Source organism: Streptococcus sp. 27098_8_70 (assembly GCF_041432215.1).
GTDB lineage: Bacteria > Bacillota > Bacilli > Lactobacillales > Streptococcaceae > Streptococcus > Streptococcus oralis_CP.
On sequence record NZ_JAPVZD010000002.1, the window covers coordinates 22,542 to 47,483 of the forward strand.

The 24,942-nt window shown below is 44.0% G+C and carries 20 protein-coding genes; 6 read left to right on the forward strand and 14 right to left on the reverse strand.

Annotation, left to right across the window (positions count from 1 at the left end):
- Window positions 1-115 precede the first annotated feature (115 nt).
- Window positions 116-4,840: a bacterial Ig-like domain-containing protein gene (locus tag O3655_RS05780; RefSeq protein WP_308697385.1), complete on the reverse strand. Its 4,725-nt coding sequence runs from the start codon at window positions 4,838-4,840 to the stop codon at window positions 116-118.
- A gap of 332 nt (window positions 4,841-5,172) precedes the next feature.
- On the opposite strand from O3655_RS05780, the gene O3655_RS05785 reads away from it, so the two are divergent.
- Window positions 5,173-6,804 carry a Na/Pi cotransporter family protein gene (locus O3655_RS05785; protein WP_308697384.1) on the forward strand — a complete coding sequence of 544 codons (1,632 nt, stop codon included), beginning with the start codon at window positions 5,173-5,175 and terminating at the stop codon, window positions 6,802-6,804.
- A gap of 94 nt (window positions 6,805-6,898) precedes the next feature.
- Here the strand turns inward: O3655_RS05785 and O3655_RS05790 are convergent, their stop codons facing one another.
- Complete coding sequence (locus O3655_RS05790) at window positions 6,899-7,195, reverse strand: bacteriocin immunity protein (RefSeq protein WP_000840148.1); 297 nt, start codon at window positions 7,193-7,195, stop codon at window positions 6,899-6,901.
- A gap of 20 nt (window positions 7,196-7,215) precedes the next feature.
- Window positions 7,216-8,280, reverse strand: coding sequence for a glutamyl aminopeptidase (gene pepA / locus O3655_RS05795; RefSeq protein WP_049478828.1), 1,065 nt, complete (start codon window positions 8,278-8,280; stop codon window positions 7,216-7,218).
- A 233-nt stretch (window positions 8,281-8,513) separates the two neighbouring features.
- On the opposite strand from pepA, the gene O3655_RS05800 reads away from it, so the two are divergent.
- The 4 genes from O3655_RS05800 to O3655_RS05815 all read left to right on the forward strand — a co-directional run bounded on the left by O3655_RS05800 (window position 8,514) and on the right by O3655_RS05815 (window position 12,238).
- Entirely contained in the window at window positions 8,514-9,473 is a 960-nt protein-coding gene (locus O3655_RS05800; protein WP_049478827.1) for an ABC transporter permease, read from the forward strand.
- Window positions 9,463-10,419: an iron chelate uptake ABC transporter family permease subunit gene (locus O3655_RS05805; protein ID WP_001159839.1), complete on the forward strand. Its 957-nt coding sequence runs from the start codon at window positions 9,463-9,465 to the stop codon at window positions 10,417-10,419. The genes O3655_RS05800 and O3655_RS05805 overlap by 11 nt, the downstream gene beginning before the upstream one ends.
- The gene (locus O3655_RS05810; RefSeq protein ID WP_000764285.1) at window positions 10,416-11,168 is read left to right on the forward strand and encodes an ABC transporter ATP-binding protein; all 753 of its coding nucleotides are present in this window, start codon (window positions 10,416-10,418) and stop codon (window positions 11,166-11,168) included. The genes O3655_RS05805 and O3655_RS05810 overlap by 4 nt, the downstream gene beginning before the upstream one ends.
- A 98-nt stretch (window positions 11,169-11,266) precedes the next feature.
- The gene (locus tag O3655_RS05815; RefSeq protein WP_000858272.1) at window positions 11,267-12,238 is read left to right on the forward strand and encodes a siderophore ABC transporter substrate-binding protein; all 972 of its coding nucleotides are present in this window, start codon (window positions 11,267-11,269) and stop codon (window positions 12,236-12,238) included.
- A 31-nt stretch (window positions 12,239-12,269) separates the two neighbouring features.
- On the opposite strand, the gene yidD is transcribed toward O3655_RS05815, so the two are convergent.
- The 10 genes from yidD to O3655_RS05865 all read right to left on the reverse strand — a co-directional run bounded on the left by yidD (window position 12,270) and on the right by O3655_RS05865 (window position 18,437).
- Window positions 12,270-12,512, reverse strand: coding sequence for a membrane protein insertion efficiency factor YidD (gene yidD / locus O3655_RS05820; RefSeq protein WP_000821627.1), 243 nt, complete (start codon window positions 12,510-12,512; stop codon window positions 12,270-12,272).
- Complete coding sequence (locus tag O3655_RS05825; protein ID WP_001222228.1) at window positions 12,512-13,234, reverse strand: pseudouridine synthase; 723 nt, start codon at window positions 13,232-13,234, stop codon at window positions 12,512-12,514. Before O3655_RS05825 ends, yidD begins: the two co-directional genes overlap by 1 nt.
- Window positions 13,221-13,790, reverse strand: a complete 570-nt coding sequence (scpB, locus tag O3655_RS05830) for an SMC-Scp complex subunit ScpB (protein WP_049520621.1) — start codon at window positions 13,788-13,790, stop codon at window positions 13,221-13,223. The genes O3655_RS05825 and scpB overlap by 14 nt, the downstream gene beginning before the upstream one ends.
- Window positions 13,791-13,808: 18 nt before the next feature.
- Window positions 13,809-14,537 (reverse strand): segregation/condensation protein A, encoded by a 729-nt coding sequence (locus tag O3655_RS05835; RefSeq protein WP_049520620.1) that lies wholly within the window; start codon window positions 14,535-14,537, stop codon window positions 13,809-13,811.
- Window positions 14,537-15,271 (reverse strand): site-specific tyrosine recombinase XerD, encoded by a 735-nt coding sequence (gene xerD, locus O3655_RS05840; RefSeq protein ID WP_308697383.1) that lies wholly within the window; start codon window positions 15,269-15,271, stop codon window positions 14,537-14,539. Before xerD ends, O3655_RS05835 begins: the two co-directional genes overlap by 1 nt.
- A complete protein-coding gene (gene cbpB / locus O3655_RS05845; protein ID WP_049520618.1) occupies window positions 15,268-15,729 on the reverse strand; it encodes a cyclic-di-AMP-binding protein CbpB in 462 nt (153 codons plus the stop codon). The genes xerD and cbpB overlap by 4 nt, the downstream gene beginning before the upstream one ends.
- On the reverse strand, window positions 15,726-16,247 hold the full coding sequence (locus O3655_RS05850; RefSeq protein WP_125391698.1) for a metallophosphoesterase: 522 nt from the start codon (window positions 16,245-16,247) through the stop codon (window positions 15,726-15,728). Before O3655_RS05850 ends, cbpB begins: the two co-directional genes overlap by 4 nt.
- Window positions 16,223-17,233 (reverse strand): nucleoside-triphosphate diphosphatase, encoded by a 1,011-nt coding sequence (locus O3655_RS05855; RefSeq protein ID WP_371641229.1) that lies wholly within the window; start codon window positions 17,231-17,233, stop codon window positions 16,223-16,225. The genes O3655_RS05850 and O3655_RS05855 overlap by 25 nt, the downstream gene beginning before the upstream one ends.
- Window positions 17,191-17,985, reverse strand: coding sequence for a glutamate racemase (racE, locus tag O3655_RS05860; protein WP_000370379.1), 795 nt, complete (start codon window positions 17,983-17,985; stop codon window positions 17,191-17,193). Before racE ends, O3655_RS05855 begins: the two co-directional genes overlap by 43 nt.
- A gap of 206 nt (window positions 17,986-18,191) precedes the next feature.
- Window positions 18,192-18,437 carry a YneF family protein gene (locus tag O3655_RS05865; RefSeq protein ID WP_308697381.1) on the reverse strand — a complete coding sequence of 82 codons (246 nt, stop codon included), beginning with the start codon at window positions 18,435-18,437 and terminating at the stop codon, window positions 18,192-18,194.
- Window positions 18,438-18,768: 331 nt separating this feature from the next.
- On the opposite strand from O3655_RS05865, the gene O3655_RS05870 reads away from it, so the two are divergent.
- The gene (locus O3655_RS05870) at window positions 18,769-23,892 is read left to right on the forward strand and encodes an SIALI-17 repeat-containing surface protein (protein WP_371641230.1); all 5,124 of its coding nucleotides are present in this window, start codon (window positions 18,769-18,771) and stop codon (window positions 23,890-23,892) included.
- A 69-nt stretch (window positions 23,893-23,961) separates the two neighbouring features.
- Here O3655_RS05870 and mraY read toward each other — a convergent pair whose 3' ends face one another.
- Window positions 23,962-24,942 (reverse strand): phospho-N-acetylmuramoyl-pentapeptide-transferase, encoded by a 981-nt coding sequence (mraY, locus tag O3655_RS05875; RefSeq protein WP_044020241.1) that lies wholly within the window; start codon window positions 24,940-24,942, stop codon window positions 23,962-23,964.

A 24,942-nucleotide genomic window follows, 5' to 3' on the forward strand; every position in this document is an offset into this window, starting at 1 on the left:
AAAATCTAGCTTCAAATTTACTCTTCAATTTCAAAACTAAAAACAAGGCCTGACTAATCTACAGTCAAACCTTGTTTTTTATTTTTATGAGAAAATCCAAGATTCGTAAATCTGATTAGTCTTCTCTCTTCTTTCCAGCAAGCAAGCCGTAGCCACTCATTAGTCCGAGGAGTCCCAGCGCTACTAGACTAGCATCTCTTGTCGCTCCCGTATTTGGAAGCTCTTTACTTACTTCTTCAATTTTTGCTGGCGTTGCTGAGAGCGCTTGATCCCTTGTTTGTGAGACTTGCTCTTCTTTCGTTCCTACTTCGACAATTTCTGGAAGAGCTTCCTTGAGAACCTCAGTAGAATGAAGGGTGCGTTTGCCCTGAGCATCAACTTCTACAAAGCGACGAACTTGGCCTTCAACGCCTGCTTGAACTAGCTGGCGTTTGCCTTTGAGAAGGGCTGCATTTGGTCGTTCCTGACGTTCGAAGGAAACTGTCCCCTCTTCAATTTCCAGTTTCGGAGTTTCTAGAACTAAATCTTTCACACCTTCAGCTGGTTGGTTGCTTGATAGAACTTTTGTTCCAACTTCGGTGATTTCTGGGATTGCTTCCTTGACTACCTCAGTCGAACGAAGAGTGCGTTTGCCTTGGCTATCTACTTCTACAAAGCGACGGACTTGACCTTCAACTCCAGCTTGCACAATACGGCGTTGTCCTTTGAGAAGTTCGGAGTTTGGTCGCTCCTGACGTTCAAAGGCTGTTGTTTCAGTTTCAATAACTAGTTCAGGGAGGGCCTCAACCGTTGGAGCCACTTCATTTGGATCCATACTTCCAACATGGTGACTTTCTTCTGCAGGAGCTAGTTTCTTATTTAGCTTTTCTTTCATTTCCGCAAACGCTTGAGGAGTTGGCATCTCTGAAGCTAATAAAGTTTCTGCTTGTTCAATCAACTCAGCTTGGGAATCTTTTTCACGGACAGATTCGAGCAAGCCTTCCAATTCTTCTCTAGCAGTCTGATAACGTTGATTTCCATCCAGGTCTGTTCCTGCTTGTTTCAACTCATTCAAAGCTCTGTTGACCTCTTCTTGACTGGCATCATGGTTTTCTGCAACAGCTTTCGCTGCATTGAGCTTCTCTACTAGTGCTGCTTGTTTGTCCTCGCTTGAGAAGGTGTAGCCAAGGGTTGACTGGCGACCTTGGGCAGCAGTGATTTCTTGTTTGAGGTACTCATCGTTGACAGCTGCTTTTGGAGAAACCAAGACATCGAACTCAGCAGTGTGTCCCTTGTAATGCAAGGTCAAGGTTTGTCGTCCAGTCTTCTGAGCATCATAGCCCGTGATTTCAACACCTTGGTCCGTAAAGGCATGACTTTCTTCCGTCTCATCATCATAGAGAACACCGAAGCGACCTTCTGCAAGATCCAGTTGATCTCCTACTAGATAGTCTGTTTTTGGTTTCTTAGTAATATACAAGCCCGCTACTTCTTTTGGTTTTCCTTCATCTTGTCCTGTCACTTGTACCTTCAAGTCACCAGTAACTGGAAGTCCAAGGTAGCTGACTGTGAGCTTTTGTTCCCCTTTTTGATGAGCATCGTATCCAGATACTGTCACACCTGAGTGAGTAAGGTTAATCAGTTCATCAGCTTCGCCACCTTCATATTGAACACGGAGTGTTCCGCCTCTGAGGTCAAGTTTTTCTCCCTCTTTGTAAACTGTCTTCTTAGGTCCTTTTTCGAGACTAACTGCAGCAATTTTTCTTTCATCCTGTGGAATCGCTACAGCCAAGGTGTTACTGATTTCTTTGCCAGGTAGTTGAGTACGATAGTAGAGGAGAGTTGGTTGCTTGTCAAAGCCCAATGGTGCTGTTGCCAAGTCGCCTCCAGTATCAGACTTCAAAGTTGCAATCGGTGTTTGTGAATCTGCCTTGTCGTAAACGGTGATAGTTGCACCCGCTGGAACATCAGAGAAGCCTAGTTGAACTTGATGGTTTCCAAGTGAACGGGCAGCCACCTTAGCCATTGGAATATTTTGACTTTCTGTGTCCAGGGTTTCATACATCTTCCAGTTGTAGATACGAATGGCCTTCCAAGGTGTTCCGTTATCTGAAGTGATAACTTTTAGACGCCAGTCTTGAGCGGTGATTGGTTTGTCAAGAGTGATATCTGTCACGTGTGCTTTGTTGCCACGAACTTCCTTAGCTAGTTTCCACTCGCCATCTGTATCCTTGTAGTAAAGATCAAAGTCCTTGGTGTTCATCAAACCGTCGTTTACGGATTCTCCACCAGCTCCTGCATGATCCATGACCCATCTAACAACGGTACGTGGCTTGGTCAAGCGAATATCCACACTACCGCTCAATTGTCCTGAAGACCACTTGTCTGACAGACTTGTAATCGTACCGTTCAACATACCTTCAATACCTTCTCCACCTTCAGTATTTGGGAAAGTGCTACCAATAACCTTTGCACCTGGAACGATATTTTCAGCTAAAGGTCTTGGAAGAGTCGTATCCTGAACTGTCATCCCCCAGTTAAAGGATGCCGTCGCAGCTTCGGAACGAAGGCCATTTTTACCAACTGCAACGACTTTCAGTTCCTGAGTCGTACCAGTCGCATTAGCAGAACGGCTAACTTTTGGCAAGTAGATGGTTGAAGCAGATGATCCTGTCAACAAACGCCAGTTATCTCCATCTTTTTCGTAGACTTCATAGAAATCTGCATCTTGGTTACCCGCAAACTGGACCACTGCTTCAGCTTCTTGGGCATTTTTAAGAGATTGTTTCACCACAGATAGCCCCGTCGGTGCCTGTGGTGCTTGGTGATTATCCGAAATTGTCAATTGACCTAGGTTAAACTGATAATCTTTTACAGCTCCTTCATGCTCAAAGAAGAGTTTGACTGCATAGATTGTTTTACCTGCTAGTGAGCTAAGGTCAAATTCTTCATTCTTCCAGTTATCAGAAAGTGTTAGTTCTTTCCATGCGGCTGCATCCTCAAATTTGTAGTCTGGTGTTGTAGAGAAGGCCATATAAACTTTAGAGCCTTTTCCTCCCTTGTGGGCAACACGAAGTTTGGTTTTCTCTGTTACTTCTAGTTTGGTAGAATACAAATTCACATCCTGGTCCGTCTTACCAGCTACATCGCCTGAGAATTTAAGGGAGTTTCCTCCATTATAGGCATCTGTAAAGTCATATTCTGCACGAAGTTTTTCCCCTGTTGAAGTCTGCCACCAGCGCCATGTTGGCAAGACACCAGAAACAGAACGGTAGTTCCACTCAGAATCCTTAGAAACTTTGCCGTCTACAAACCATTTTCTACCATGACCTGTATTAAAGGAGGTCATGAAGGTTCGACCTACTGCTGGTGTACGGTCAGCAACTAAATTGGCAATTCCATACCACTCTTTATCTGCTGGTTTTTGAGCCGTTGGATCTCCTTGGTAGCCTGTGAAGAAGATATCTTCGTTCTTGTGGTAGTCTTCGCCTGTTTTTCCTAGACTGGTAATCGTATCTGGTGCAAAAAGTCCAAGTGACAAACGCAACTTGCCTTTTTCATCCAAGAGGGCATCCCAGTTGACTTTGGTCTTATAAGAGCCGCCTTGTTGCAATTCCAATCCTGCAAAGACATCATATTGACTACGTTCCAGCCATTTTGCCATCTCTACAGAGTGGTCATTCTTTTCCTTGTTCCAGTTGAAATTGGCAAAGAATTGATCTGCAGGGACCTTGTCACCTTCTTTTTGCATGAACTGGTAGTTGTAATCACCTAGACCATCTTCGTGGTAACGACCGTATTTGTAGGTCATGGCATCGTACCAAGCATACTTGATTGGATGGTTGACCTTAGCTGCATATTCCTTTGTATAGAGCATGAATTGGCGCATTTTTTCACCAAGAGGTGCTACCAATTCCCCCGTTGTTTCTTGGTTAATGAAGTAACCATCAAATCCATAGTACTTAGCGAGATCAACGAGTTTGCGTGCAATTGGGAAGGTGCCATCTTCATCTTGTTTCAAAGCGGCAGCAAATTTTTCTTGGTCGGCAATGCTGTTTGACCAGTTGAAGAAAAGTGTTCCATAAACGGGAACTCCGTTGCGGTGACCGGCATCAATGACATCTGGAGTTGGAACTAGGCCTTCCCAGAAGACCATTGAATCCAAGTATTGCCAGTAGTCAAAAGCATAGGCCTTGAATTCTTCTCCACCAACAGAAGCATGGTCTTTAGCTTTCGAGTTGGTATTTGCTAGCGCCTGAACTTTAGCTCTTCTGCTTGCTTTTTCATTAACCAACTGGCCTCTATGGCGCTTGGCGAGTTCAACTGAGGAACGGTTGATGGAATCATCCTCACGCGCACCCGGTTCCCATTTCAACAAATCTTCCCATGTATCAAATTTGATTTCTTTTGGTCGGAGACTCTTTTCTTCATTTTTAGGAACGTCTGCTAGAGTCGGTTTGTCGGCTTTCTTCTCAGCTACTTGAGGAGCTTCCGCCGGTTTGACTTCTTCTTTTTCAGTTGGTTGAGCAGGTTTTTCAGCATTATCTGCCGGAGCGGGTTTTGCCTCTTCTTTTTCATTAACCAGATCCGTTATTGCTGGAGTGTTTTCTGAAATTGGTTGCTCAGCTACTTTGTTCTCTGTTTCCTCTAATTGTTTTTCAAGGGCTGCAGTATCTGGATTAGCTGTTTCACTAGCGCTTGTAGCTTGGGCGCTCGTATTTGCAGCTGTTTCAGGGACTGCGACTTGTTCAGCAAGAGCTGGGCTTGCAAATAGAGCTGAACCAATCATCAAGGAACAAGCCCCGATTGACAGCTTACGAATACTGTAACGGCAACGTTTTTCAAAAAATAGATCTTTCATCTTATCCTCCTAATAAAATATAAAGTAAGCGCTTTACTTTTTGGTAAAAAGTAACTGTTCTCAGTGCACACCACCAGAACAGGATCATCTTCATTTTATCCTATATGAAAGCGATGTCAATCTATTTAACATAAAAACTATAACTAGGATAAAAATCAGTAAAATTTGGACACAATCCTATAAATCATCTATCTCAAAGGAAATCTATCTCTCATTTTAAAAGAAAGTTCTTGTTTCTCATGAAAACTTCAGCTAAACACTTGTGAGATTTACTTTTATCCTTTAAAATAGAATAGGAGAAATTCCGTTATTATTTTTCGGAGGAAAAAGAAATGTCCATTAATTGGCAGGAAATTTTATTTCACTTTTTAGGTGGTCTGGGACTATTTTTATATAGTATCAAGACCATGGGAGACGGTTTGCAACAAGCTGCTGGAGATCGCCTTCGTTTTTACATTGACAAATATACCAGCAATCCCTTCTTCGGTGTGCTGGTTGGTATCGGTATGACGGCGCTGATTCAATCAAGTTCTGGTGTTACAGTCATTACAGTGGGACTTGTCAGTGCAGGACTTTTGACCTTGCGTCAGGCTATCGGTATTGTCATGGGTGCCAATATTGGAACCACCGTTACATCCTTTATCATCGGTTTTAAGCTAGGAGATTACGCCTTACCTATGCTCTTTATCGGAGCAGTTTGTCTCTTCTTCACCAAGAATCGCTCCATCAATAACATTGGACGGATTATCTTTGGTGTAGGAGGTATCTTCTTCGCTCTCAATCTTATGAGCGGTGCAATGGAACCCCTAAAAGACCTGCAAGTCTTTAGAGACTACATGGTTGAACTAAGTAAGAGTCCTATTCTAGGTGTCTTTGTCGGAACTGGACTGACCCTACTCATTCAGGCTTCATCCGCAACTATCGGTATCTTACAGAACCTGTACGCAAGTGGTTTGATTGACCTACAAGGTGCCCTACCGGTCTTGTTTGGTGATAATATCGGAACGACCATTACAGCCATCATTGCTTCTCTTGGAGCCAATATCGCTGCCAAACGTGTTGCCGGTGCCCATGTCGCCTTTAACGTAATTGGTACGGTTATCTGTATTGTCTTCCTTGTACCTTTCACGGGCTTGATTCAATGGTTTGAATCTGCACTCAATCTAGCTCCAGAAATGACCATCGCCTTTGCACACGGGACCTTTAATATTACAAATACCATTATCCAGTTCCCATTCATCGGTGCCTTAGCTTACCTTGTGACCAAGATCATTCCTGGTGAAGATGAAGTTGTTAAATACGAGGCTCTCTACTTGGATGAACAACTCATCAAACAGGCGCCTTCTATCGCTCTAGGAAATGCTAAAAAAGAACTCTTGCACTTAGGAAACTATGCAGCCAAAGCTTTTGACCTTTCTTATACCTATATCATCGGTTTGGATGAAAAGGTAGCTGAAAAAGGGCACAAGACAGAGGAAGCCATCAATACCATCGATGAAAAACTCACTCGTTACCTCATCAGACTCTCAAGCGAATCCTTGAGTCAAAAGGAAAGCGAAGTCTTGACCAACATCCTAGATTCATCTCGTGATTTGGAACGGATTGGGGACCACGCAGAAGGCTTGCTCAACCTAACAGACTACCTTCAACGTAAGAATGTTCAATTTTCTGATGCTGCTTTAGAGGAATTAGCTGAGATTTATCAAGCAACAACTACATTCATCAAGGATGCCCTTGATAGTGTGGAAAACAATGATATTGAAAAAGCTCAAAGTCTGATTGAACGCCATAAAGAAATCAACAATATGGAACGCGTTCTCAGAAAGACCCATATCAAACGCCTTAACAAAGGTGAATGTTCTACACAAGCTGGAGTCAACTTTATCGACATTATTTCCCATTACACTCGTGTATCTGATCACGCCATGAACCTTGCTGAAAAGGTCATCGCTGAACAAATTTAATTGGTAAGAAGCCACCTTAATTTAGGTGGTTTTTTTCGTCTCTTAATCAAGAATATTTTTTCTAACGTAAAAAATGCTTTGATTCACAATGGAATCAAAGCATTTTAAAGAGTTCACCAAACATAATAGCAGAAACTGCAGTGCCCCTGTACTTGGCTTCTTCTCTTTTGATAAAGCGAGCCAAGTTGATCAATTCAGGTGCTGGGTGTTTGGGATTGGTGAGCAATTCACGGGTGACCAGTCCTGAGAGACGGACTGCTAGTAATTGCTCATTTGTAGTGGGTAGTTTTTTAGCAGTCTCTAGGAGAGCAGCAACTAAATCTTCACTCAAACCCTGACGAGCATGGTTGTAGAGATCTCTTATAAGGCTTTCTAGGTTTGGTTCTGCCATCCTGATCACCTCCCTTATGCTTAATAATGTTTAATCAAATCAACCGTTGAACGATCCAATTTTTTCACCAAGGCTTGCAAGAAAGCTTGTGCTTCTAGGAAGTCATCCATAGCGTAGAGGGTTTGGTGAGAATGGATATAACGAGCACAAACACCGATAGTTGTAGATGGGACACCACCATTTTTCAGATGAGCTGCTCCAGCGTCCGTTCCACCTTTTCCACAGTAGTATTGGTACTTGATACCTGCTTCTTCAGCCGTTGTCAAAAGGAAATCTTTCATGCCTGGGAGGAGCAAGTGACCTGGATCGTAGAAGCGAATCAAGGTTCCGTCCCCAATCTTACCTTGGCCACCATAAACATCACCAGCAGGTGAACAGTCAACTGCCAGAAAGACTTCTGGGTCAAACTTGGTTGTGGAAGTATGAGCACCACGCAGACCAACCTCTTCTTGGACGTTAGAGCCAAGATAGAGTTCATTTCCCAGTTTTTGACCTGATAAAGCTTCAGCTAGCTCGCTTACCATGAGGACACCGTAGCGATTATCCCAAGCTTTTGAGATGATATTTTTTTCATTGGCTGTTAAGATCGCTGAGCTATCTGGCACGATGGTGTCACCCGGACGGATACCAAAACTTTCTGCCTCAGCCTTGTCCGCAAACCCACCATCAAAAACGATATCGGCAATGGCTGGCATGGTTGGTCCACCCTTTCCACGAGTCAAATGTGGAGGAACAGATCCTGAGATCACAGGAATTTCACGACCGTCACGCGTAAAAAGTTTAAAGCGTTGACTGCTAACCACCATAGGGTTCCAGCCACCGATTTCAACCACACGGAAAGTACCGTCTGGCTTAATCTCGCTGACCATAAAACCAACTTCATCCATGTGAGAAGCGACCAAGACACGCGGTGCATCCGTAGCTTCTGAATGCTTGATACCGAAAATACCACCTAAGCCATCTGTCACTACTTCATCCACATGTGGTGTTAACTTCTCACGAAGATAAGTCCGGACAGGCGCTTCGTGGCCTGAGATCGCAGCAAGCTCTGTTACTTCTTTGATTTTTGAAAATAATGTTGTCATATCAGTTCCTTCTTTCTGTCCTCCATTTTACCACTTTTTATAGGAGAAGGATAGTGGGAAGGTGGATTGGTTTTTACTCAGTTTTCCAATAAAAGAGAAGGGCAGATGTAATTTCAGGAATTTTTCTTCCTTTTTACATTAAATTGTCAGAAAATTTATTGACAGATTAAAAAAATCGTGTTACATTATCTCCAAGGGTATTTTTATACCAAATCTACATGAAAGGACGGGGCATGAAACTCTCTCATATTTTAACAGGCTTACTTCTACTCCTAGTCTTTCTCTCCATTACCATTGGAACCAGTGATTTTTCTTGGGAAAAATTCTTTGCTTTTGACCAACAGACTTGGCTTCTCTTTCAAGAGTCGCGTCTTCCAAGAACCATCAGTATTCTCCTTGCAGCCTCTAGCATGAGCATGGCAGGACTCCTCATGCAGACCATTACTCAAAATCAATTTGCTGCTCCGAGTACAGTCGGAACGACAGAAGCTGCCAAACTGGGAATGGTGTTAAGCCTCTTTGTCTTTCCGTCTGCGAGTCTGACCCAAAAGATGATCTTTGCTTTTGGCTCTTCCATCTTATTTACTCTCTTCTTCCTAGCCTTTATGACTATTTTTTCTGTAAAGGAAAGGTGGATGTTGCCCTTAATCGGGATCATCTATAGTGGAATTATCGGTTCTATCACAGAAGTTATCGCCTATCGTTTCAATCTGGTTCAGAGTATGACGGCTTGGACCCAGGGTTCCTTCTCCATGATTCAGACCCATCAGTATGAGTGGCTCTTCTTAGGCCTCATTATCCTGATAGCCGTTTGGAAATTATCCCAAACCTTTACCATCATGAATCTGGGTAAGGAAACCAGTGAGAGTTTGGGAATTTCTTACTCCCTACTTGAAAAGCTGGCCCTATTTCTAGTGGCGCTAACGACAAGTGTCACCATGATTACCGTGGGTGCCTTGCCATTTCTCGGGGTCATCGTTCCCAATCTTGTCCGCAAGCGCTATGGAGATAATCTGAGCCAAACTAAACTCATGGTCGCTCTGGTCGGAGCCAATATGGTTCTGGCCTGCGACATCCTCTCTCGAGTCTTGATTCGGCCCTATGAGCTGTCTGTCAGTCTCCTACTAGGAATCATCGGTAGCCTCGTCTTTATCCTACTTCTCTGGAGAGGGGGACAAAAAGATGCAGTTTAAAAGCAAACATACCAAGCTCTTCTGCCTTCTCATTATTCTGGCCATTGGAGCTTGTCTTCTCTACTTTTGGCCCATCACCCATCTATCTTCCTTTGCCTGGAAGCTACGTTCCCAAAAAATCATCGTTTATCTCTTGGTAGCCGTCGCGACAGGGATTTCGACCATTAGTTTTCAAACCCTGACGGAAAATCGCTTTCTGACGCCAAGTATTTTGGGAATCGAATCCTTCTATGTCTTGCTACAGACCCTGCTACTGATATTTGAAAGCAAATTTCTACAGCTTGGAAAGTCGCCTGTCTTAGAATTTCTAATCTTGCTTCTGCTTCAATCCCTCTTCTTTCTCGCCTTACAAGGCTACTTGAAGACGCTGATGAAGCAAGATCTGGTTTTCATTCTGCTAATCTGCCTAGCCCTGGGAAGTCTCTTTCGAAATATCAGTACCTTCCTCCAAGTCCTGATGGATCCAAATGAATACGATAAACTGCAGAACACTCTCTTTGCCTCCTTTCAGCATCTCAACACTTCCATCCTAGCCATCGGTTCTCTGATCATCCTTGCCTTGACAATCTTTTTCTTTCGAAAAGCAGTCGTTCTGGATGTCTTGCACCTGCAAAGAGAAACGGCTCAGATACTGGGACTCGATGTTGAAAAAGAACAGAGAGAACTCCTCTGGGGCATCGTGCTTTTGACCTCAACAGCGACTGCCTTGGTAGGACCTATGGCCTTCTTCGGCTTTATGCTAGCCAATCTCACTTACCTGATTGTCAAAGATTATCGGCACAAGTTGCTCTTTATCGTAGCCATTCTGATTGGATTTATTAGTTTGACCTTGGGGCAAGCCCTCATCGAACGAGTCTTTGCGCTGGAAATTCGCATCAGTATGATCATTGAGAGTGTGGGTGGTCTCTTATTCTTTATCTTACTTTACAGGAGGGCACGTCAGTGAAACTGGAAAACATTGACAAATCCATTCAAAAACAGGATATTTTGCAAGACATTTCCCTTGAAGTCAGTCCTCAGAAACTGACAGCCTTCATTGGTCCAAACGGCGCCGGGAAATCAACTCTTCTCTCCATCATGAGCAGACTGACCAAGAAAGATCAGGGGATTCTCAGTATTAAAGGCCGGGAAATCGAAAGCTGGAATTCCCAAGAACTGGCCAAAGAACTCACCATCCTAAAGCAGAAGATTAATTACCAAGCCAAATTGACTGTAGAAGAACTGGTCAGCTTTGGACGTTTTCCCTACAGTCGTGGTCGACTGAGGGCGGAAGACTGGGAAAAAATTCGAGAAACCCTTGACTATCTGGAACTGACCAACTTAAAAGACCGCTACATCGATAGTCTGTCTGGCGGACAACTCCAACGTGTCTTTATCGCTATGGTACTAGCCCAGGATACAGACTTTATCTTGCTGGACGAACCGCTTAACAATCTCGATATCAAGCAAAGTGTCAGCATGATGCAGATCCTTCGGCGACTGGTGGAGGAACTTGGCAAAACCATTATCATCGTCCTCCACGATATCAACATGGCTAGCCAATATGCGGATGAAATTGTTGCCTTTAAGGACGGTCAAGTCTTTTGCAAGGGAACGACTGCTCAAATCATGCAGGCTGACCTGCTCAGTCAACTTTATGAGATTCCCATCACACTGGCTGATATCAATGGCAAAAAGATCTGTATCTATAGCTAGCTATTCTGAACTCATGTTAGAGAACCCTCTGTCTCTTAGCTAACAAACCTATTTAAGAGACCCCCTACATCGTTACTATATTTTAAAAAGGAGAAATCATGAAAACATCCCTTAAACTTTATCTCACTGCCCTAGCGGCTAGCTTCTTGCTCTTACTTGGTGCATGTAGTACAAATACAAATTCAAGCAATAGCCAGACAGAGACAAGTAGCTCTGCTCCAACAGAGATAACCATTAAAAGTTCACTAGATGAGGTCAAACTTTCAAAGGTTCCTGAAAAGATTGTGACCTTTGACCTCGGTGCTGCGGATACTATTCGCGCTTTAGGTTTTGAAAAGAATATCGTCGGAATGCCTACAAAAACTGTTCCGACTTACCTAAAAGATCTTACAGGAAATGTCAACAATGTGGGTTCCATGGTTGAGCCAGACCTAGAAGCCATTGCTGCTCTTGAGCCGGATTTGATTATCGCTTCTCCACGTACCCAAAAATTCGTAGACAAGTTCAAAGAAATTGCTCCAACCGTTCTCTTCCAAGCAAGTAAGGACGACTACTGGACTTCTACCAAGACCAACATCGAATCCCTTGCAAGCGCCTTTGGTGAAACAGGCACTCAGAAAGCCAAGCAAGAATTGGCTAACCTAGATAAGAGCATCCAAGAAGTCGCTACTAAAAACGAAAGTTCTGACAAAAAAGCCCTTGCTATCCTCCTCAATGAAGGAAAAATGGCTGCCTTTGGTGCCCAATCTCGTTTCTCTTTCTTGTATCAAACCTTAAAATTCAAGCCAACTGACACCAAATTTGAAGACTCTCGCCACGGACAAGAAGTCAGCTTTGAAAGTGTCAAAGAAATCAATCCTGACATCCTCTTTGTCATCAACCGTACCCTTGCCATTGGTGGGGACAACTCAAGCAACGATGGCGTCCTAGAAAATGCCCTCATCGCTGAAACTCCTGCTGCTAAAAATGGTAAAATCATCCAACTAACACCAGACCTCTGGTATCTAAGCGGAGGCGGACTTGAATCAACTAAACTCATGATTGAAGACGCTCAAAAAGCTTTGAAATAAACAAGAAAACCCAACATCAGGTGATGTTGGGTTATTTTTTTTCTTGATTTCGTCTGAGGGAAAAGTGATCTGGGACGGGGTCCTTACCTGTTTTCGACCAGGGGTGGCAACGTAAAATCCGAGCCAAGCCCATCAGAACACCCTTGAAGCCATGTTTTTCAATAGCCTGAATCATGTAGTTGGAACAAGTCGGCTCAAAGCGACAAGAGGGGGGAAAGGCTGGGGAGATAAAACGTTGGTAAAAGCGTACTGGCGCTATTAAGATGCGTTTCATTATTTCTTGGTTACAGCCATAGTGTGTAGTTGGCTGATTTCTTTTTTATTAAGGCGACGGGATTCTCCTGGACGAAGACCTGTCAAGTCTAAGTGTCCAAAACGTGTCCGAGACAACTTATCCACTTGAAGACCGACAGCTTCAAACATCTTTTTAACCTGATGATTACGTCCCTCATGGATAGTCAACTGCACTACTGAGCGATTTTTGACTGGATCCACTTTGAGAATTTCGTAAACAGCTGGCTTGGTTTTCTTGCCATCAATCTCAAGACCACGAGTCAAGGGGCGAAGATTATCCTTATTGGCCACACCTTTAACACGCGCGACATAGACCTTGTCAATCTCATTACGGGGGTGAATCATCTCATCCGTGAAGTCCCCATCATTGGTCAAAATCAAGACACCTGATGTATCCCAGTCCAAACGTCCCACAGGGTAAATGCGTTCTTTAACATTTGGTAAGAGATCCACAACTGTCTTGCGTCCCTTGTCATCTGTCACACTGGAAATCACTCCACGTGGTTTGTTAAGCAGATAGTAGACCTTTTCTTCGTTGTAGATAGGTTGACCTTCAACTTCGACCTTGTCGCCTGACTTGATAGTAGTTGCGAGTTCACGCACCACTTGGCCGTTGACGGTCACCAAACCTTGCTTGATCAACTCTTCTGCTTTTCTCCTACTGGCCACACCTGCGTGGGCAATATACTTATTGATTCTCATCTTCTTCTATCCTTTCACCAAATAATTGGCTTTCTTGGGCTTGAATCTCAAGCTCATCAATCACTGGTAATTCTTCTAAATGGTTAATCCCCATGTAATCTAGGAAATAATCCGTAGTCACATAGAGGTTGGGGCGCCCCAACACTTCTTTTTTCCCATCTTCTCGTATCAAGTCAAAAGCCTGCAACTTTGCCAAGGCTCCACTCGAGTTGACCCCACGAATAGCATCAATTTCTATCCGCGTGATAGGCTGCTTGTAGGCAATGATGGACAAGGTCTCAAGGGCAGCCCGAGACAAACTTTGGTTGATGGGTGCCTTGGAGTATTCCTTCAAAATCGCTGCAAATTGAGGCTTGGTGACCAATCTGTATGCACCACCTGTCTCGATCAGGGACAAGCTTGACTCTGGGTCATTTTCATACTTCTGGGCTAATTTTTCTAAACTCTGTTGGATGCCTGTCGGGGGAAGTGATAGGAGTTCAGCCAACTGGCGAACTCGAATCCCATCTTCACCTGCTACAAACAAGAGCGCTTCTATTTCTGCTAAAGTACTCATCTTTCCTCTCTATCAAGTCTAGCTTTGTGCCTCTTGACTTTCTTCCTTCTTTTCCATGAGATAGATATCTCCGAAACTCTCCTCTTGTACGAGGATTAGTTCCTGGGTTTTGATTAACTCTAAGGTCGCCAAAAAGAGGGTAATGACCTCTTGGACATTCTGGGCTTCCTTGAACAAATCCTGCAAACGCAACTGGTCTCGTCCAGTCAAGGACTCTTTTACGATGACCATCATGTCCTCAATCTTATACTCATCCCGCAAGATGGTCGTGTGATTCTGTGAGAACTCCTCTTTTTTCTTGGCTAGGATATTTGAAAAAGCCAAAAAGAGATCAATGGTCGTCTTGTCATGTACAAGCTCCGCATCCTCGTAAATCAACTCTGTCGGCGCTTTAGAAAAGTACTGGGCCCGATCTTGGTGCTTAGCCTCCAAGTGCTCACCCAAGAGCTTGAACTTGCGGTATTCTTCGATTTGGGAGAGGAGATCCTGCTCCAGGTCATCCTCCGAATCAGCCACTTCTGCCACCTTTGGAAGAAGCTTGCGGCTCTTGATCAGCATCAACTGACTAGCCATGACCATGTACTCACCCGTCACTTCCAGACGCATGGCCTGCAGAGTTGAGACATAGGCTAGGTACTGTTCGATGACTTCTGTGATAGGCACATCGTAGATATCCATCTGGTACTTAGAAACCAAGTGCAAGAGCAAGTCCAGGGGCCCTTCAAAATCTTTTAATTTAATATCCATTATCTATATTTTTCTAAGGTCAGGACTGTTTTTAATCCTAATTTTTTTGCAATTTCGTAAAAATCGACCTTCTCTTCTATCTGTCTTAGAATGAACTGTTCCCGCAAGGCTTGGGCTGATAAGGTTGGGAAACCTTTCTCCTTGACAAATGACTCTAGCTGTCGAAAGGCCCACTGACGAGAATAGGCTTTCCCCCCCCTTTCAAAGAGATAGGTCTGCCCCATCAAGGGTTCTAGCTCTGGAATCAAGGTCGTGGGAATAGTGACAATCCTCTGTTGGGAAGCCTTGTTAATTCGCAGCACCTGAAAATCCAGATTGATATCTACAACCTTAAGGGATAAAATCTCACTTGGCAAGAGTCCCATTTCTAGGATTAAGAGCGCTAGCAAGCGCCCCTCTGGATAGTCACTTTCCTGCCAAAAAGACTCTAGGTCTAACCGTTCTGACTTTTCAGTCTTCTTTTCAGCTTGTTTGGTTAATTCCAAACGATAAAAGCTGTCCACTTCTCCTTTTCGATAGAGAAAGTAGAGAAATTGGTTACAGGCTGAAAGTTTCCGTTTCTGGGCGCTGATTTTTAGATTGGCTAGTTGGGCTTGGTAAATCTTGAGACTAGTCTCAGAGATCCGCTCACCTACAATGTCTAAAAATTGCTCCAGATCATACTTATAAGATTGCTTTGAATTAGTAGACAAGCCCTGCTTTCTCTCTAAAAAGTCTGAAATCCTATCTCTCATTTGCATCGAATCTCATATTCCTTACTAAAGTCATGCAAGAGGGCATTAACTGCCTTGAGGATGGACTTGCGCGTGATGATTCCTTGGAAAATTCCTTCACCATCTACGACTGGTAAGAAGGGTTCATCTACCAATTTATGGAGGACTTCAGTGATATTATAGTCTGGAGCGACGACTACTACATCCGTCTTGGTTATATTGACGATATCTGTCGTTGCCATCTGCTCATCCGTCAAACCTTGCTCCATTTGATAAGCCAAAATATCTCTCAGACCAATGGTTCCGACAAAGCGTTTGTCAAAGGTCACAACAGGGATACGGGTATAGGTAATTTGACTCAACACTAAAATCGCATGGTCAGCGTTATGGGTATCAATCAAGGCTGCTAGATTCTCAGCAGGGGTAAGAAAAGTCTCTTCCTGCTCCAGTAAAAATGCTTCAAATTCCTTGGCAATCATCGAGAAAACTCCTTGGACAAGCCTGGATAAACCTCATGGTCACGTGTCAAAAAGTCTACTTTAAAATAGCTGTCATCAATCTCCACACGAGCATAAAGGCATTCCCTGATGGTTCCTCTTGGTTGGCTGATGGAGCCTGGATTTAAAAAGAGTGTTTTGCCTTCCATCCAAGCATTTGGCACATGTAAGTGACCATAAAGACAGATGTCCGCTTCTTCTTCCTGAGCCCAGTAGTCCAACTTTTGAAAGTTGAAATTGATATCAAACAAGTGTCCATGGGTCTGGATGATTTTGGTCGGACCAAGTTGAGTCACCAAACGTTCTGGATAACCAGCATAAAAGTCCATGTTGCCTTTGACGACATGGATGCCCTCCCAGAGCGGAGAGTCTGGACGGAGTTCAGAGTCACCATCGTGAAAAATGGCATCAACTTTCCCCAGATAGCGGTCACGGATTTCTTCGACAATCAAGCTATCGCCATGGGAGTCACTCATTACAATGATGGTTTGCTTTGCCATGATGGAAATACCTCCAAAAGTTTCTTAACGGCTAAGGCACGGTGGGATTGGCTATTTTTTTCTTCCAGGGTTAATTCAGCTGAGGATTTGCCTGTCTCTCCTACAAGGAAGAGGGGATCATAACCAAAGCCATTTTCACCCTTGGGTTCAAAGTTAATGTATCCTGGCCAGTCAGCTTCAACAACTAAGCTTTCCTTATTTGGACTGGCTACGACTAGGGTTGTGTGGAATTGAGCCGAACGGTCCTTGAGGTCAAAGACCATGGCCAATTCGTGCAAGAGCTTGGCATTGTTTTCACGGTCAGTTGCTCCCACACCAGCAAAACGGGCTGACCAGACACCTGGCAAACCGCCAAGGACATCGACTTTGAGACCAGAATCATCTGCCAAAACCATCTTTCCTGTTAATTGGGAAATGGTTTCTGCCTTAAGGCGGGCATTTTCTTCAAAGGTCATGCCAGTTTCTGCTACTTCAGGTAGATCTGGATAGTCATTGAGATTTTCCACATCATAGCCTAGTTTGTCAAAGATAGCTCGAAACTCCTTGGTCTTGCCTTCATTGCGAGTCGCAATCAATAAGGTTTCTCTGACCTTGTTTATCTCAAAGAAGTCTTGGACATTGACCCCTTCTTTAGGCAATTCTACATGCAGGAGTTGCCCATTTTCAACTAAGAGCAAGGCTCCCTGACGTTGGATGACTTCCAAGTTTCGGCCTGCTTCAGCATTTAAAATTTCAACGATAAAGGAGAGCAAACGAAAGTTAGAAGACCAGCGCATCACTGTTATCGTAATCGGAAAGCCATTTTCTTCGTCACGAAAAATTCGCGCTAAATCCATAAAATCAAGCTCAAGAGGATCTTTGATAAGGCTATAGATGCCTCCATAGACATCCCAGACACCGACATACCAGTCCTGGTCATCCTTGTATTCATAAATTTTGTTTGTCATAAAGTTACATGCTCCACATGAATCTCTTTTTCTAGCCATTCTGCTCCAATCTGGGCAAAACTTTGGCTATTGGCTGTTGTGTAAAAACGATGTTGAAGAGGGCCCGCATCTCGGCTACGATTGATTTCAAAATAGTTAAGCAAAACCGAGATATCCCGTACACACTCTGCCCCACTATCGATGAGCTGAACCTTTGGTCCCATGACATTTTGGATGATAGGGCGAAGGAGTGGGTAATGGGTACAACCCAAAATCAAGCTATCCACCTTTCCAACCAAGGGACGCAGGGTTTCATAGACCACTTTCTTAGTTACACTGGTTGACAGTGCACCAGACTCCACCAAGGGAGCAAACTTGGGACAGGCCAAACTCTCCACCTGTAAATCCGGATCCAGATCATGAATTTTTTGACGGTAGATATCTGATTGGACCGTCATGGGGGTTCCAATTACTCCGATTTTCCCACCTTGACTGGACTTGATAGCTGCCGAAGCTCCTGGCAAAATCACGCCTAGGACAGGAATATCTAGTTGGGCCTTGATTTCTTCCCAGACGACCGCAGTCGCAGTATTACAAGCAATGACAATCATCTTGACATCCTTGGTCAAGAGAAAGTTAACCAACTGCCAAGTATATTCACGGATTTGCTCAGCAGGACGGGGACCATAGGGCGCCCGTGCCGAATCTCCAATATAGACGATTTCTTCATGGGGAAGCTGGCGCATGAGCTCACGTACAACAGTCAAGCCCCCGACACCCGAATCCAAAAAACCAATTGGTCGATTATCCATACAGTCTTCTTTCTAGTCTTCTTTTCTGATTGATAGTTCATCATAATTACTCGTCCTAAATGAACGGATAGACAGCTTGATAGAATGGCAACTGCCTCTCTCTTAATCATAATCAAATATCAATAGAATGCAAGGAAAAAGTCTTATCCTTGAGAACTATTGAACATAGTGAGAAGTCTGGAACTTTCATCCCAGACTTTTCCTATTTATTTCTTTTTGTTCTTAGCAAGGGCTGCTTTTTGTTGGCGGATGATTTGGTGGTAAACTTGTTGTACCTTGGCTTCGCTTGGTTTTTGACCATTTGCACTCAAGAGAGCACGAACTGCGTCAGCGTTCAAACGTGGGTTGTCAGCATATTTTTTTTCGATTTGCTTACGAGCCAAGTACATCCCTCCAAGAGCTCCCCCTAGAAAAGCTAGCACAATCAAGACAATTGCTAAAAGTAAATCCATTCTTTTTCTCCTGTTTCTTTTTGAGTCTTCTATATTATACCATAAAGTGACTTTCCTGACTAGTTTGTTTTACGCTTTCAAGAGGGGGTTAAGCCAATTCTAAGCTAGTCTAACAATCAGATTGAACTATGAAATTACGAATAATTCCACCCTTTCCTCTCTTTCTTCTACTTTTTTAAGAAAAAGCAATCTCAAATATGTTTTTCACCAAAAACCTCTTGACAAATGCTAAGCGACCATTAGAATGGGAGGTGAGGAGATATATAGAAACAAATTAAACGAAACTGCTTTATAAAATGTAAGCGGTTTCGAATACACAAAGGAGGGTTTTATGAAAAAACACTTTTGGGAGAAATCCTGTCGCTATAGCATCCGCAAGCTGACGGTTGGGACTGCTTCTGTTTTACTGGGGGCTGTTTTTCTAGTCAACCATACTGTAGCTGCAGACAGTGTTGAAGTCAAGCAAACTGAACCAACCTCTGTCGAAGCTATCACTAAGCCTGATAGTGAACCCCAAGCTGCTGAAGCTACTGAAACTACAAAACCGTCTCTAGCCGAGAGCCCAGTAGTTTCCGAAAGCAAGCCAGCTAACGAGACTCAGACGACAAATAGTCAAGCTAGTGAAGAAGCCATTGTAGAAGCTAAAGAAAATAAGGAACCTGAAAAAGCAGACCAGCCTGTGACAAAACAAGAAAACTATCAACTCAACTACAATCAGCCAACAGCTCCCTCCTATGACGGATGGGAAAAGCAAGCCCTCCCTGTCGGAAATGGAGAGATGGGAGCCAAGGTTTTCGGACTCATTGGGGAAGAGAGAATCCAGTACAACGAAAAGACCCTCTGGTCAGGAGGACCACAACCCGATAGCACCGACTATAACGGAGGAAACTACAAGGATCGCTACAAGGTCTTAGCAGAGATACGTAAAGCCCTCGAAGCTGGCGACCGCCAAAAAGCAAAACAGCTCGCTGAACAAAATCTAGTTGGACCAAACAACGCCCAGTATGGACGTTACCTAGCCTTTGGTGATATCTTCATGGTCTTCAATAACCAGAAAAAAGGGTTAGATACTGTAACTGATTATCATCGCGGTTTGGATATCACTGAAGCCACTACGACCACTTCTTACACCCAAGATGGGACCACCTTCAAACGCGAAACCTTCTCCAGCTATCCTGATGATGTCACTGTGACCCACTTGACCAAAAAAGGAAACAAGACACTTGACTTTACCCTTTGGAACAGCTTGACAGAAGACTTGCTTGCTAATGGCAACTACTCTTGGGAATATTCCAACTATAAGAATGGTCATGTCACTACAGATGCAAATGGAATCCTTCTAAAGGGAACTGTCAAAGATAACGGCCTCAAATTTGCATCCTATCTAGGAATTAAAACAGACGGAAAGGTGACTGTTCAGGACGAGACACTAACCGTTACAGGCGCAAGTTATGCGACCCTCTATCTCAGTGCCAAGACCAACTTTGCTCAGAATCCAAAAGCCAACTATCGAAAAGACATTGACCTCGAAAAAACAGTTAAAGGGATTGTAGAAGCTGCTAAGGCCAAAGACTACGAGACACTTAAAAAGGCCCATATCAAGGACTATCAAAGTCTCTTTAACCGCGTTAAAATAAACCTAGGCGGAAACAAGACTGCTCAAACGACGAAAGAGGCCCTTCAAGGCTATAACCCAGAAAAAGGGCAAAAATTGGAAGAACTCTTCTTCCAATACGGACGTTATTTACTCATCAGTTCGTCTCGTGATCGGACAGATGCTCTTCCTGCCAACCTACAAGGAGTCTGGAATGCTGTAGACAATCCACCTTGGAATGCTGACTACCACCTCAATGTCAATTTGCAAATGAACTACTGGCCTGCCTATATGAGCAATCTAGCTGAAACAGCCAAGCCAATGATTAATTACATTGACGACATGCGCTATTATGGCCGTATCGCTGCCAAGGAATACGCAGGTATCGAATCCAAAGACGGACAAGAAAATGGTTGGCTGGTCCACACTCAGGCGACACCATTTGGCTGGACTACTCCAGGCTGGAATTACTATTGGGGTTGGTCTCCGGCTGCTAACGCTTGGATGATGCAGAATGTCTATGACTATTATAAATTTACCAAGGATGAGACTTATCTCAAAGAAAAGATTTATCCAATGCTCAAGGAAACCGCTAAGTTCTGGAACTCCTTCTTGCACTATGACAAGGCCAGCGACCGTTGGGTGTCTTCTCCATCCTACTCACCAGAACACGGGACCATTACCATCGGAAATACCTTTGACCAATCGCTAGTCTGGCAGCTATTCCACGACTACATGGAAGTCGCCAACCATCTGAATGTCGACCAAGACTTAGTCACAGAGGTCAAGGCTAAATTTGACAAACTAAAACCCCTTCACATCAACAATGAAGGACGCATCAAGGAATGGTACGAAGAGGACAGTCCCCAATTCACCAATGAAGGGATTGAAAATCACCACCGCCACGTTTCCCATCTAGTTGGTCTTTTCCCAGGTACGCTCTTTAGCAAGGACCAGGCTGAATACTTAGAGGCTGCGCGTGCTACCTTGAACCACCGTGGAGATGGTGGTACTGGTTGGTCTAAGGCCAATAAAATCAATCTCTGGGCTCGTCTGCTGGACGGTAACCGTGCCCATCGCTTGCTCGCCGAACAGCTCAAGTACTCAACTCTAGAAAACCTTTGGGATACGCACGCGCCTTTCCAAATAGACGGAAACTTTGGAGCAACCAGTGGGATGGCAGAAATGCTTCTCCAATCTCATACAGGCTATATTGCACCCTTACCAGCTCTTCCTGATGCTTGGAAAGACGGTCAGGTTTCTGGCTTGGTTGCTCGAGGAAACTTTGAAGTCAGCATGAAGTGGAAAGATAAAAACCTGCAAAGCTTGTCCTTCCTTTCAAATGTCGGTGGAGACCTAATTGTAGACTATCCAAATATCGAAGCCAGTCAGATCAAGGTCAATGGCAAGCCAGTCAAGGCAACGATTCTCAAAAACAATCGCATCCAACTGGCAACACAAAAAGGTGACGTCATTACCTTTGAACACTTCCCTGGTCGTGTAACCAGTCTGACAGCAGTTCGACAAAATGGAGTCACTGCCGAACTCACCTTCAACCAAGTAGAAGGAGCTACCCACTATGTCATCCAAAGACAAGTAAAAGACGAATCTGGCCAAACCTCTGCAACTAGAGAATTTGTAACCAATCAAACCCACTTTATCGACCGATCACTAAATCCTCAACTCGCCTATACTTATACCGTCAAGGCGATGCTGGGTGAAGTGTCCACACAAGTATCTGAACAGGCAACTGTAGAAACTCCTAGTGAATTGATGGATGACCGAGACAGTCGTATCCAGTACGGAGCTGCCTTTGGAAACTGGGCAGACTCAGAATTATTTGGAGGAACGGAGAAGTTTGCTGACCTTTCAAAAGGAAACTACACAGACCAAGACGTGACTGCTACCATTCCTTTCAATGGTGTGGGTATCGAAATCTATGGACTGAAATCGTCTGAACTAGGTCTTGCCACTGCTAAAATTGATGGCAAAGAAGTCGGCGAACTTGACTTCCATACTGCTGGGGCAACTGAAAAAGGTAGTCTCATCGGTCGCTTCACAGGATTGTCTGACGGACCTCACACATTGACTCTTAGTGTTAAACGTGAACACAAAGGACGTGGTAGTGAGCGTTCGAAAATTTCATTAGACTACTTAAAAATCCTAGCAGGAACAGACAATACGATTGAAAAAATGGATGATCGTGATTCGCGCATCCAGTATGGTGCCCAGTTTAAGGACTGGTCTGACCCTGAACTCTACGGAGGTACGGAAAAATACGCTGATATTAACAACAGCGACTCTAGTGCAGCTTCAGAAGCTCAGGCAACTATTTCCTTTACAGGGACGGGTATTCGTATCTTTGGCTTAAAGAGCCTCGCTCTTGGACGAGCACGTGTTACACTAGATGGCAAAGAAATGCCAAGTCTAGACTTCTACACTTCAGGTGCAACTGAAAAGAGAGCTTTTATTGGCGAATTTACAAACCTTACTGACGGTCCGCATACCCTGACATTACAAGTTGATCCAGATTCGCCAGAAGGTCGCAAGAAAATCTCTCTAGACTCCTTTGATATCATCAAAGCTCCTGCTGTTGGTATAGATAGCCCGAGCATTGCGCCTCTTAAGGAAAATGACAAAACCATTTCCTTAAGCCTACCAGCTGGAGATTGGGAAGCCATCGCAGTGACCTTCCCAGGAGTCAAAGATCCTCTAGTTTTGCGTAAGGTGGATGAAACGCATCTAGTTACAAGTGGAGATCAGACTATCCTATCAATCCAAGACAATCAGGTTCAAATCCCAATCCCTGAAGAAACCAATCGCAAAGCTGGAAATGCCATTGAAGCTTATACCATTCAAGGTACTACCACAAGCAGCCCTATCGTAACCGTCTTTACTAAAAAGGATGAAAAGAAAGTCGATAAGAAGCGACCAACTACAAGCAAGGGGGACGAACCAGCTCCTACTGTTGAAATTCCGGAATACACCGAGCCTATCGGAACGGCAGGGCAAGAAGAGCCACCTACAGTTGAAAAGCCTGAATATACTGATCCTTTCGGAACCGCAGGGCAAGAGGAACCGCCTACAGTGACAATTCCTGAATACACTGAGCCTATCGGAACTGCGGGAGAACAAGAAGCTCCAACAGTTGAAATTCCTGAATACACCGAACTAATCGGAACAGCAGGGCAAGAGGAAGCTCCTACTGTTGAAAAACCTGAATACACTAAACCTATCGGAACTAGCGGAGATCAGGCTGCTCCAACCCTTAGCCTTCCTGACTATCCAGTTCAAGTCTTGAAAGATAAGGAAACTGGAGTAGAAATCATTGGTGGAGCCAGCGACTTAGAAGGAATTTCTCACGTTTCTAGCCGACGTGTCCTAGCTCAAGAACTCTTTGGCAAGACCTATGATGCTTACGACCTACAACTTAAAAATCCAACAGATCATAGCGTACAGCCAAAAGGCTCTGTCTTGGTTCGCTTGCCTATTTCAGCTAACGTAGAAAAGGTCTACTATATTACTCCGACCAAGGAGTTGCAAGCCCTTGATTTCACCGTTCGAGACGGAAAGGTAGAATTCATCACTAATCATTTCAGTACCTATGCTGTCGTCTATCAAGCTACTGGAACAAGCTCTAACACAGAGGAAAAACCAAGTGCTTCAGATGAAGAAACCTTGGCACACGAGGCTGAACAACTTTCAGCTAGTCCGATCCCTGCGAAAGCTGGAAATCATTCTCCTAAAGAAGAACTTCCAGCAACAGGAGAAGCGTCCAACCCACTCCTCTTCTTAGCAGGACTCAGCCTAGCCCTTACAGCCACTTTTATGTTAAAAGGAAGAAAGGATGACTCCAACTAACCTTTAAACACACAAAAACAGGATGAAGATCACCTTCATCCTGTTTTATTTTGTCATCAAAACTTAGTTTTACAGTAGGTATAAAAAGACTAAGGTCAAGAGACTTGCTAGAAGCCCAACTCCCCAAAAGAAGAAGTCAACCTTCCACTCGCTCCAAGGATTGCCCTTGCCTGAGAATCCTCCAAGCTCGAAATGGTGATGCACAGGTGTCATACGGAAAATACGTTTTCCACCACTAAGTTTGAAGTAGGTAACCTGCATCATAACAGAGCTTGTCTCAAAGACATAGATAATCCCAATCAGCAAAAGGGTCCATTCTTGGTGGAGGGCCATAGAGATTGCTGCCAGCATCCCACCTAAAGCCAAACTTCCTACATCTCCCATGAAGACCTTGGCAGGCTTGTGATTAAAGACGAAGAAGCCTAGCAAACCACCAATCATGGCAAGAATCACAAGAAGGATATCCAGTTGATTTTGCATATAAGCAATCACACCGTAGGCCGACAAGCTAATCACCACGGAAATACTTGCTAAGCCGTCGATCCCGTCAGTCAGATTCACCGCATTTGAAAAGCCAACTAGCCAGAAAAGGGCAAAGAAAATATAGAAAATTCCCAGATGAACTTGGTAGCCAAAGACTGAAAGCATGTCGCCACCACGCTCATAAAAGAGGTAGAAAATCACTCCTCCAAGCAGCTGGAGAGCAAGCTTTTGCTTGGGATTTAAGCCTTCGTTAATCTTACGAAAGACCTTGAGGAAATCATCCAAAAAACCTACCAATCCATACAAAACCAAGATAAACAAAATCATGCCTACATTGTTGGTCAATTGTTGAGTAAAGAGAGCAACCAGAAAGCTCACAACTACTGCAACGATAAGGAAGACAAGACCTCCCATGGTTGGAGTCCCAGCTTTAGCTTGGTGTTGCTTGACATCCTCGTGCATCTGCTGACCTGTAATCTGCGCTTTTCGATAAAATCGGATAAAGGCTGGAATACCAATCAAGGTCAATAGAAAGGCTAGAACTCCAGCACTAATGGAACTAATCAT

Coding starts and splice junctions, on each gene's coding strand:
- O3655_RS05780 (WP_308697385.1), bottom strand. CDS start 4,840: ATGAAAGATCTATTTTTTGAAAAACGTTGCCGTTACAGTATTCGTAAG.
- O3655_RS05785 (WP_308697384.1), top strand. CDS start 5,173: ATGTCCATTAATTGGCAGGAAATTTTATTTCACTTTTTAGGTGGTCTG.
- O3655_RS05790 (WP_000840148.1), bottom strand. CDS start 7,195: ATGGCAGAACCAAACCTAGAAAGCCTTATAAGAGATCTCTACAACCAT.
- pepA (WP_049478828.1), bottom strand. CDS start 8,280: ATGACAACATTATTTTCAAAAATCAAAGAAGTAACAGAGCTTGCTGCG.
- O3655_RS05800 (WP_049478827.1), top strand. CDS start 8,514: ATGAAACTCTCTCATATTTTAACAGGCTTACTTCTACTCCTAGTCTTT.
- O3655_RS05805 (WP_001159839.1), top strand. CDS start 9,463: ATGCAGTTTAAAAGCAAACATACCAAGCTCTTCTGCCTTCTCATTATT.
- O3655_RS05815 (WP_000858272.1), top strand. CDS start 11,267: ATGAAAACATCCCTTAAACTTTATCTCACTGCCCTAGCGGCTAGCTTC.
- yidD (WP_000821627.1), bottom strand. CDS start 12,512: ATGAAACGCATCTTAATAGCGCCAGTACGCTTTTACCAACGTTTTATC.
- O3655_RS05825 (WP_001222228.1), bottom strand. CDS start 13,234: ATGAGAATCAATAAGTATATTGCCCACGCAGGTGTGGCCAGTAGGAGA.
- scpB (WP_049520621.1), bottom strand. CDS start 13,790: ATGAGTACTTTAGCAGAAATAGAAGCGCTCTTGTTTGTAGCAGGTGAA.
- O3655_RS05835 (WP_049520620.1), bottom strand. CDS start 14,537: ATGGATATTAAATTAAAAGATTTTGAAGGGCCCCTGGACTTGCTCTTG.
- xerD (WP_308697383.1), bottom strand. CDS start 15,271: ATGAGAGATAGGATTTCAGACTTTTTAGAGAGAAAGCAGGGCTTGTCT.
- cbpB (WP_049520618.1), bottom strand. CDS start 15,729: ATGATTGCCAAGGAATTTGAAGCATTTTTACTGGAGCAGGAAGAGACT.
- O3655_RS05850 (WP_125391698.1), bottom strand. CDS start 16,247: ATGGCAAAGCAAACCATCATTGTAATGAGTGACTCCCATGGCGATAGC.
- O3655_RS05855 (WP_371641229.1), bottom strand. CDS start 17,233: ATGGCTAGAAAAAGAGATTCATGTGGAGCATGTAACTTTATGACAAAC.
- racE (WP_000370379.1), bottom strand. CDS start 17,985: ATGGATAATCGACCAATTGGTTTTTTGGATTCGGGTGTCGGGGGCTTG.
- O3655_RS05865 (WP_308697381.1), bottom strand. CDS start 18,437: ATGGATTTACTTTTAGCAATTGTCTTGATTGTGCTAGCTTTTCTAGGG.
- O3655_RS05870 (WP_371641230.1), top strand. CDS start 18,769: ATGAAAAAACACTTTTGGGAGAAATCCTGTCGCTATAGCATCCGCAAG.
- mraY (WP_044020241.1), bottom strand. CDS start 24,942: ATGATTAGTTCCATTAGTGCTGGAGTTCTAGCCTTTCTATTGACCTTG.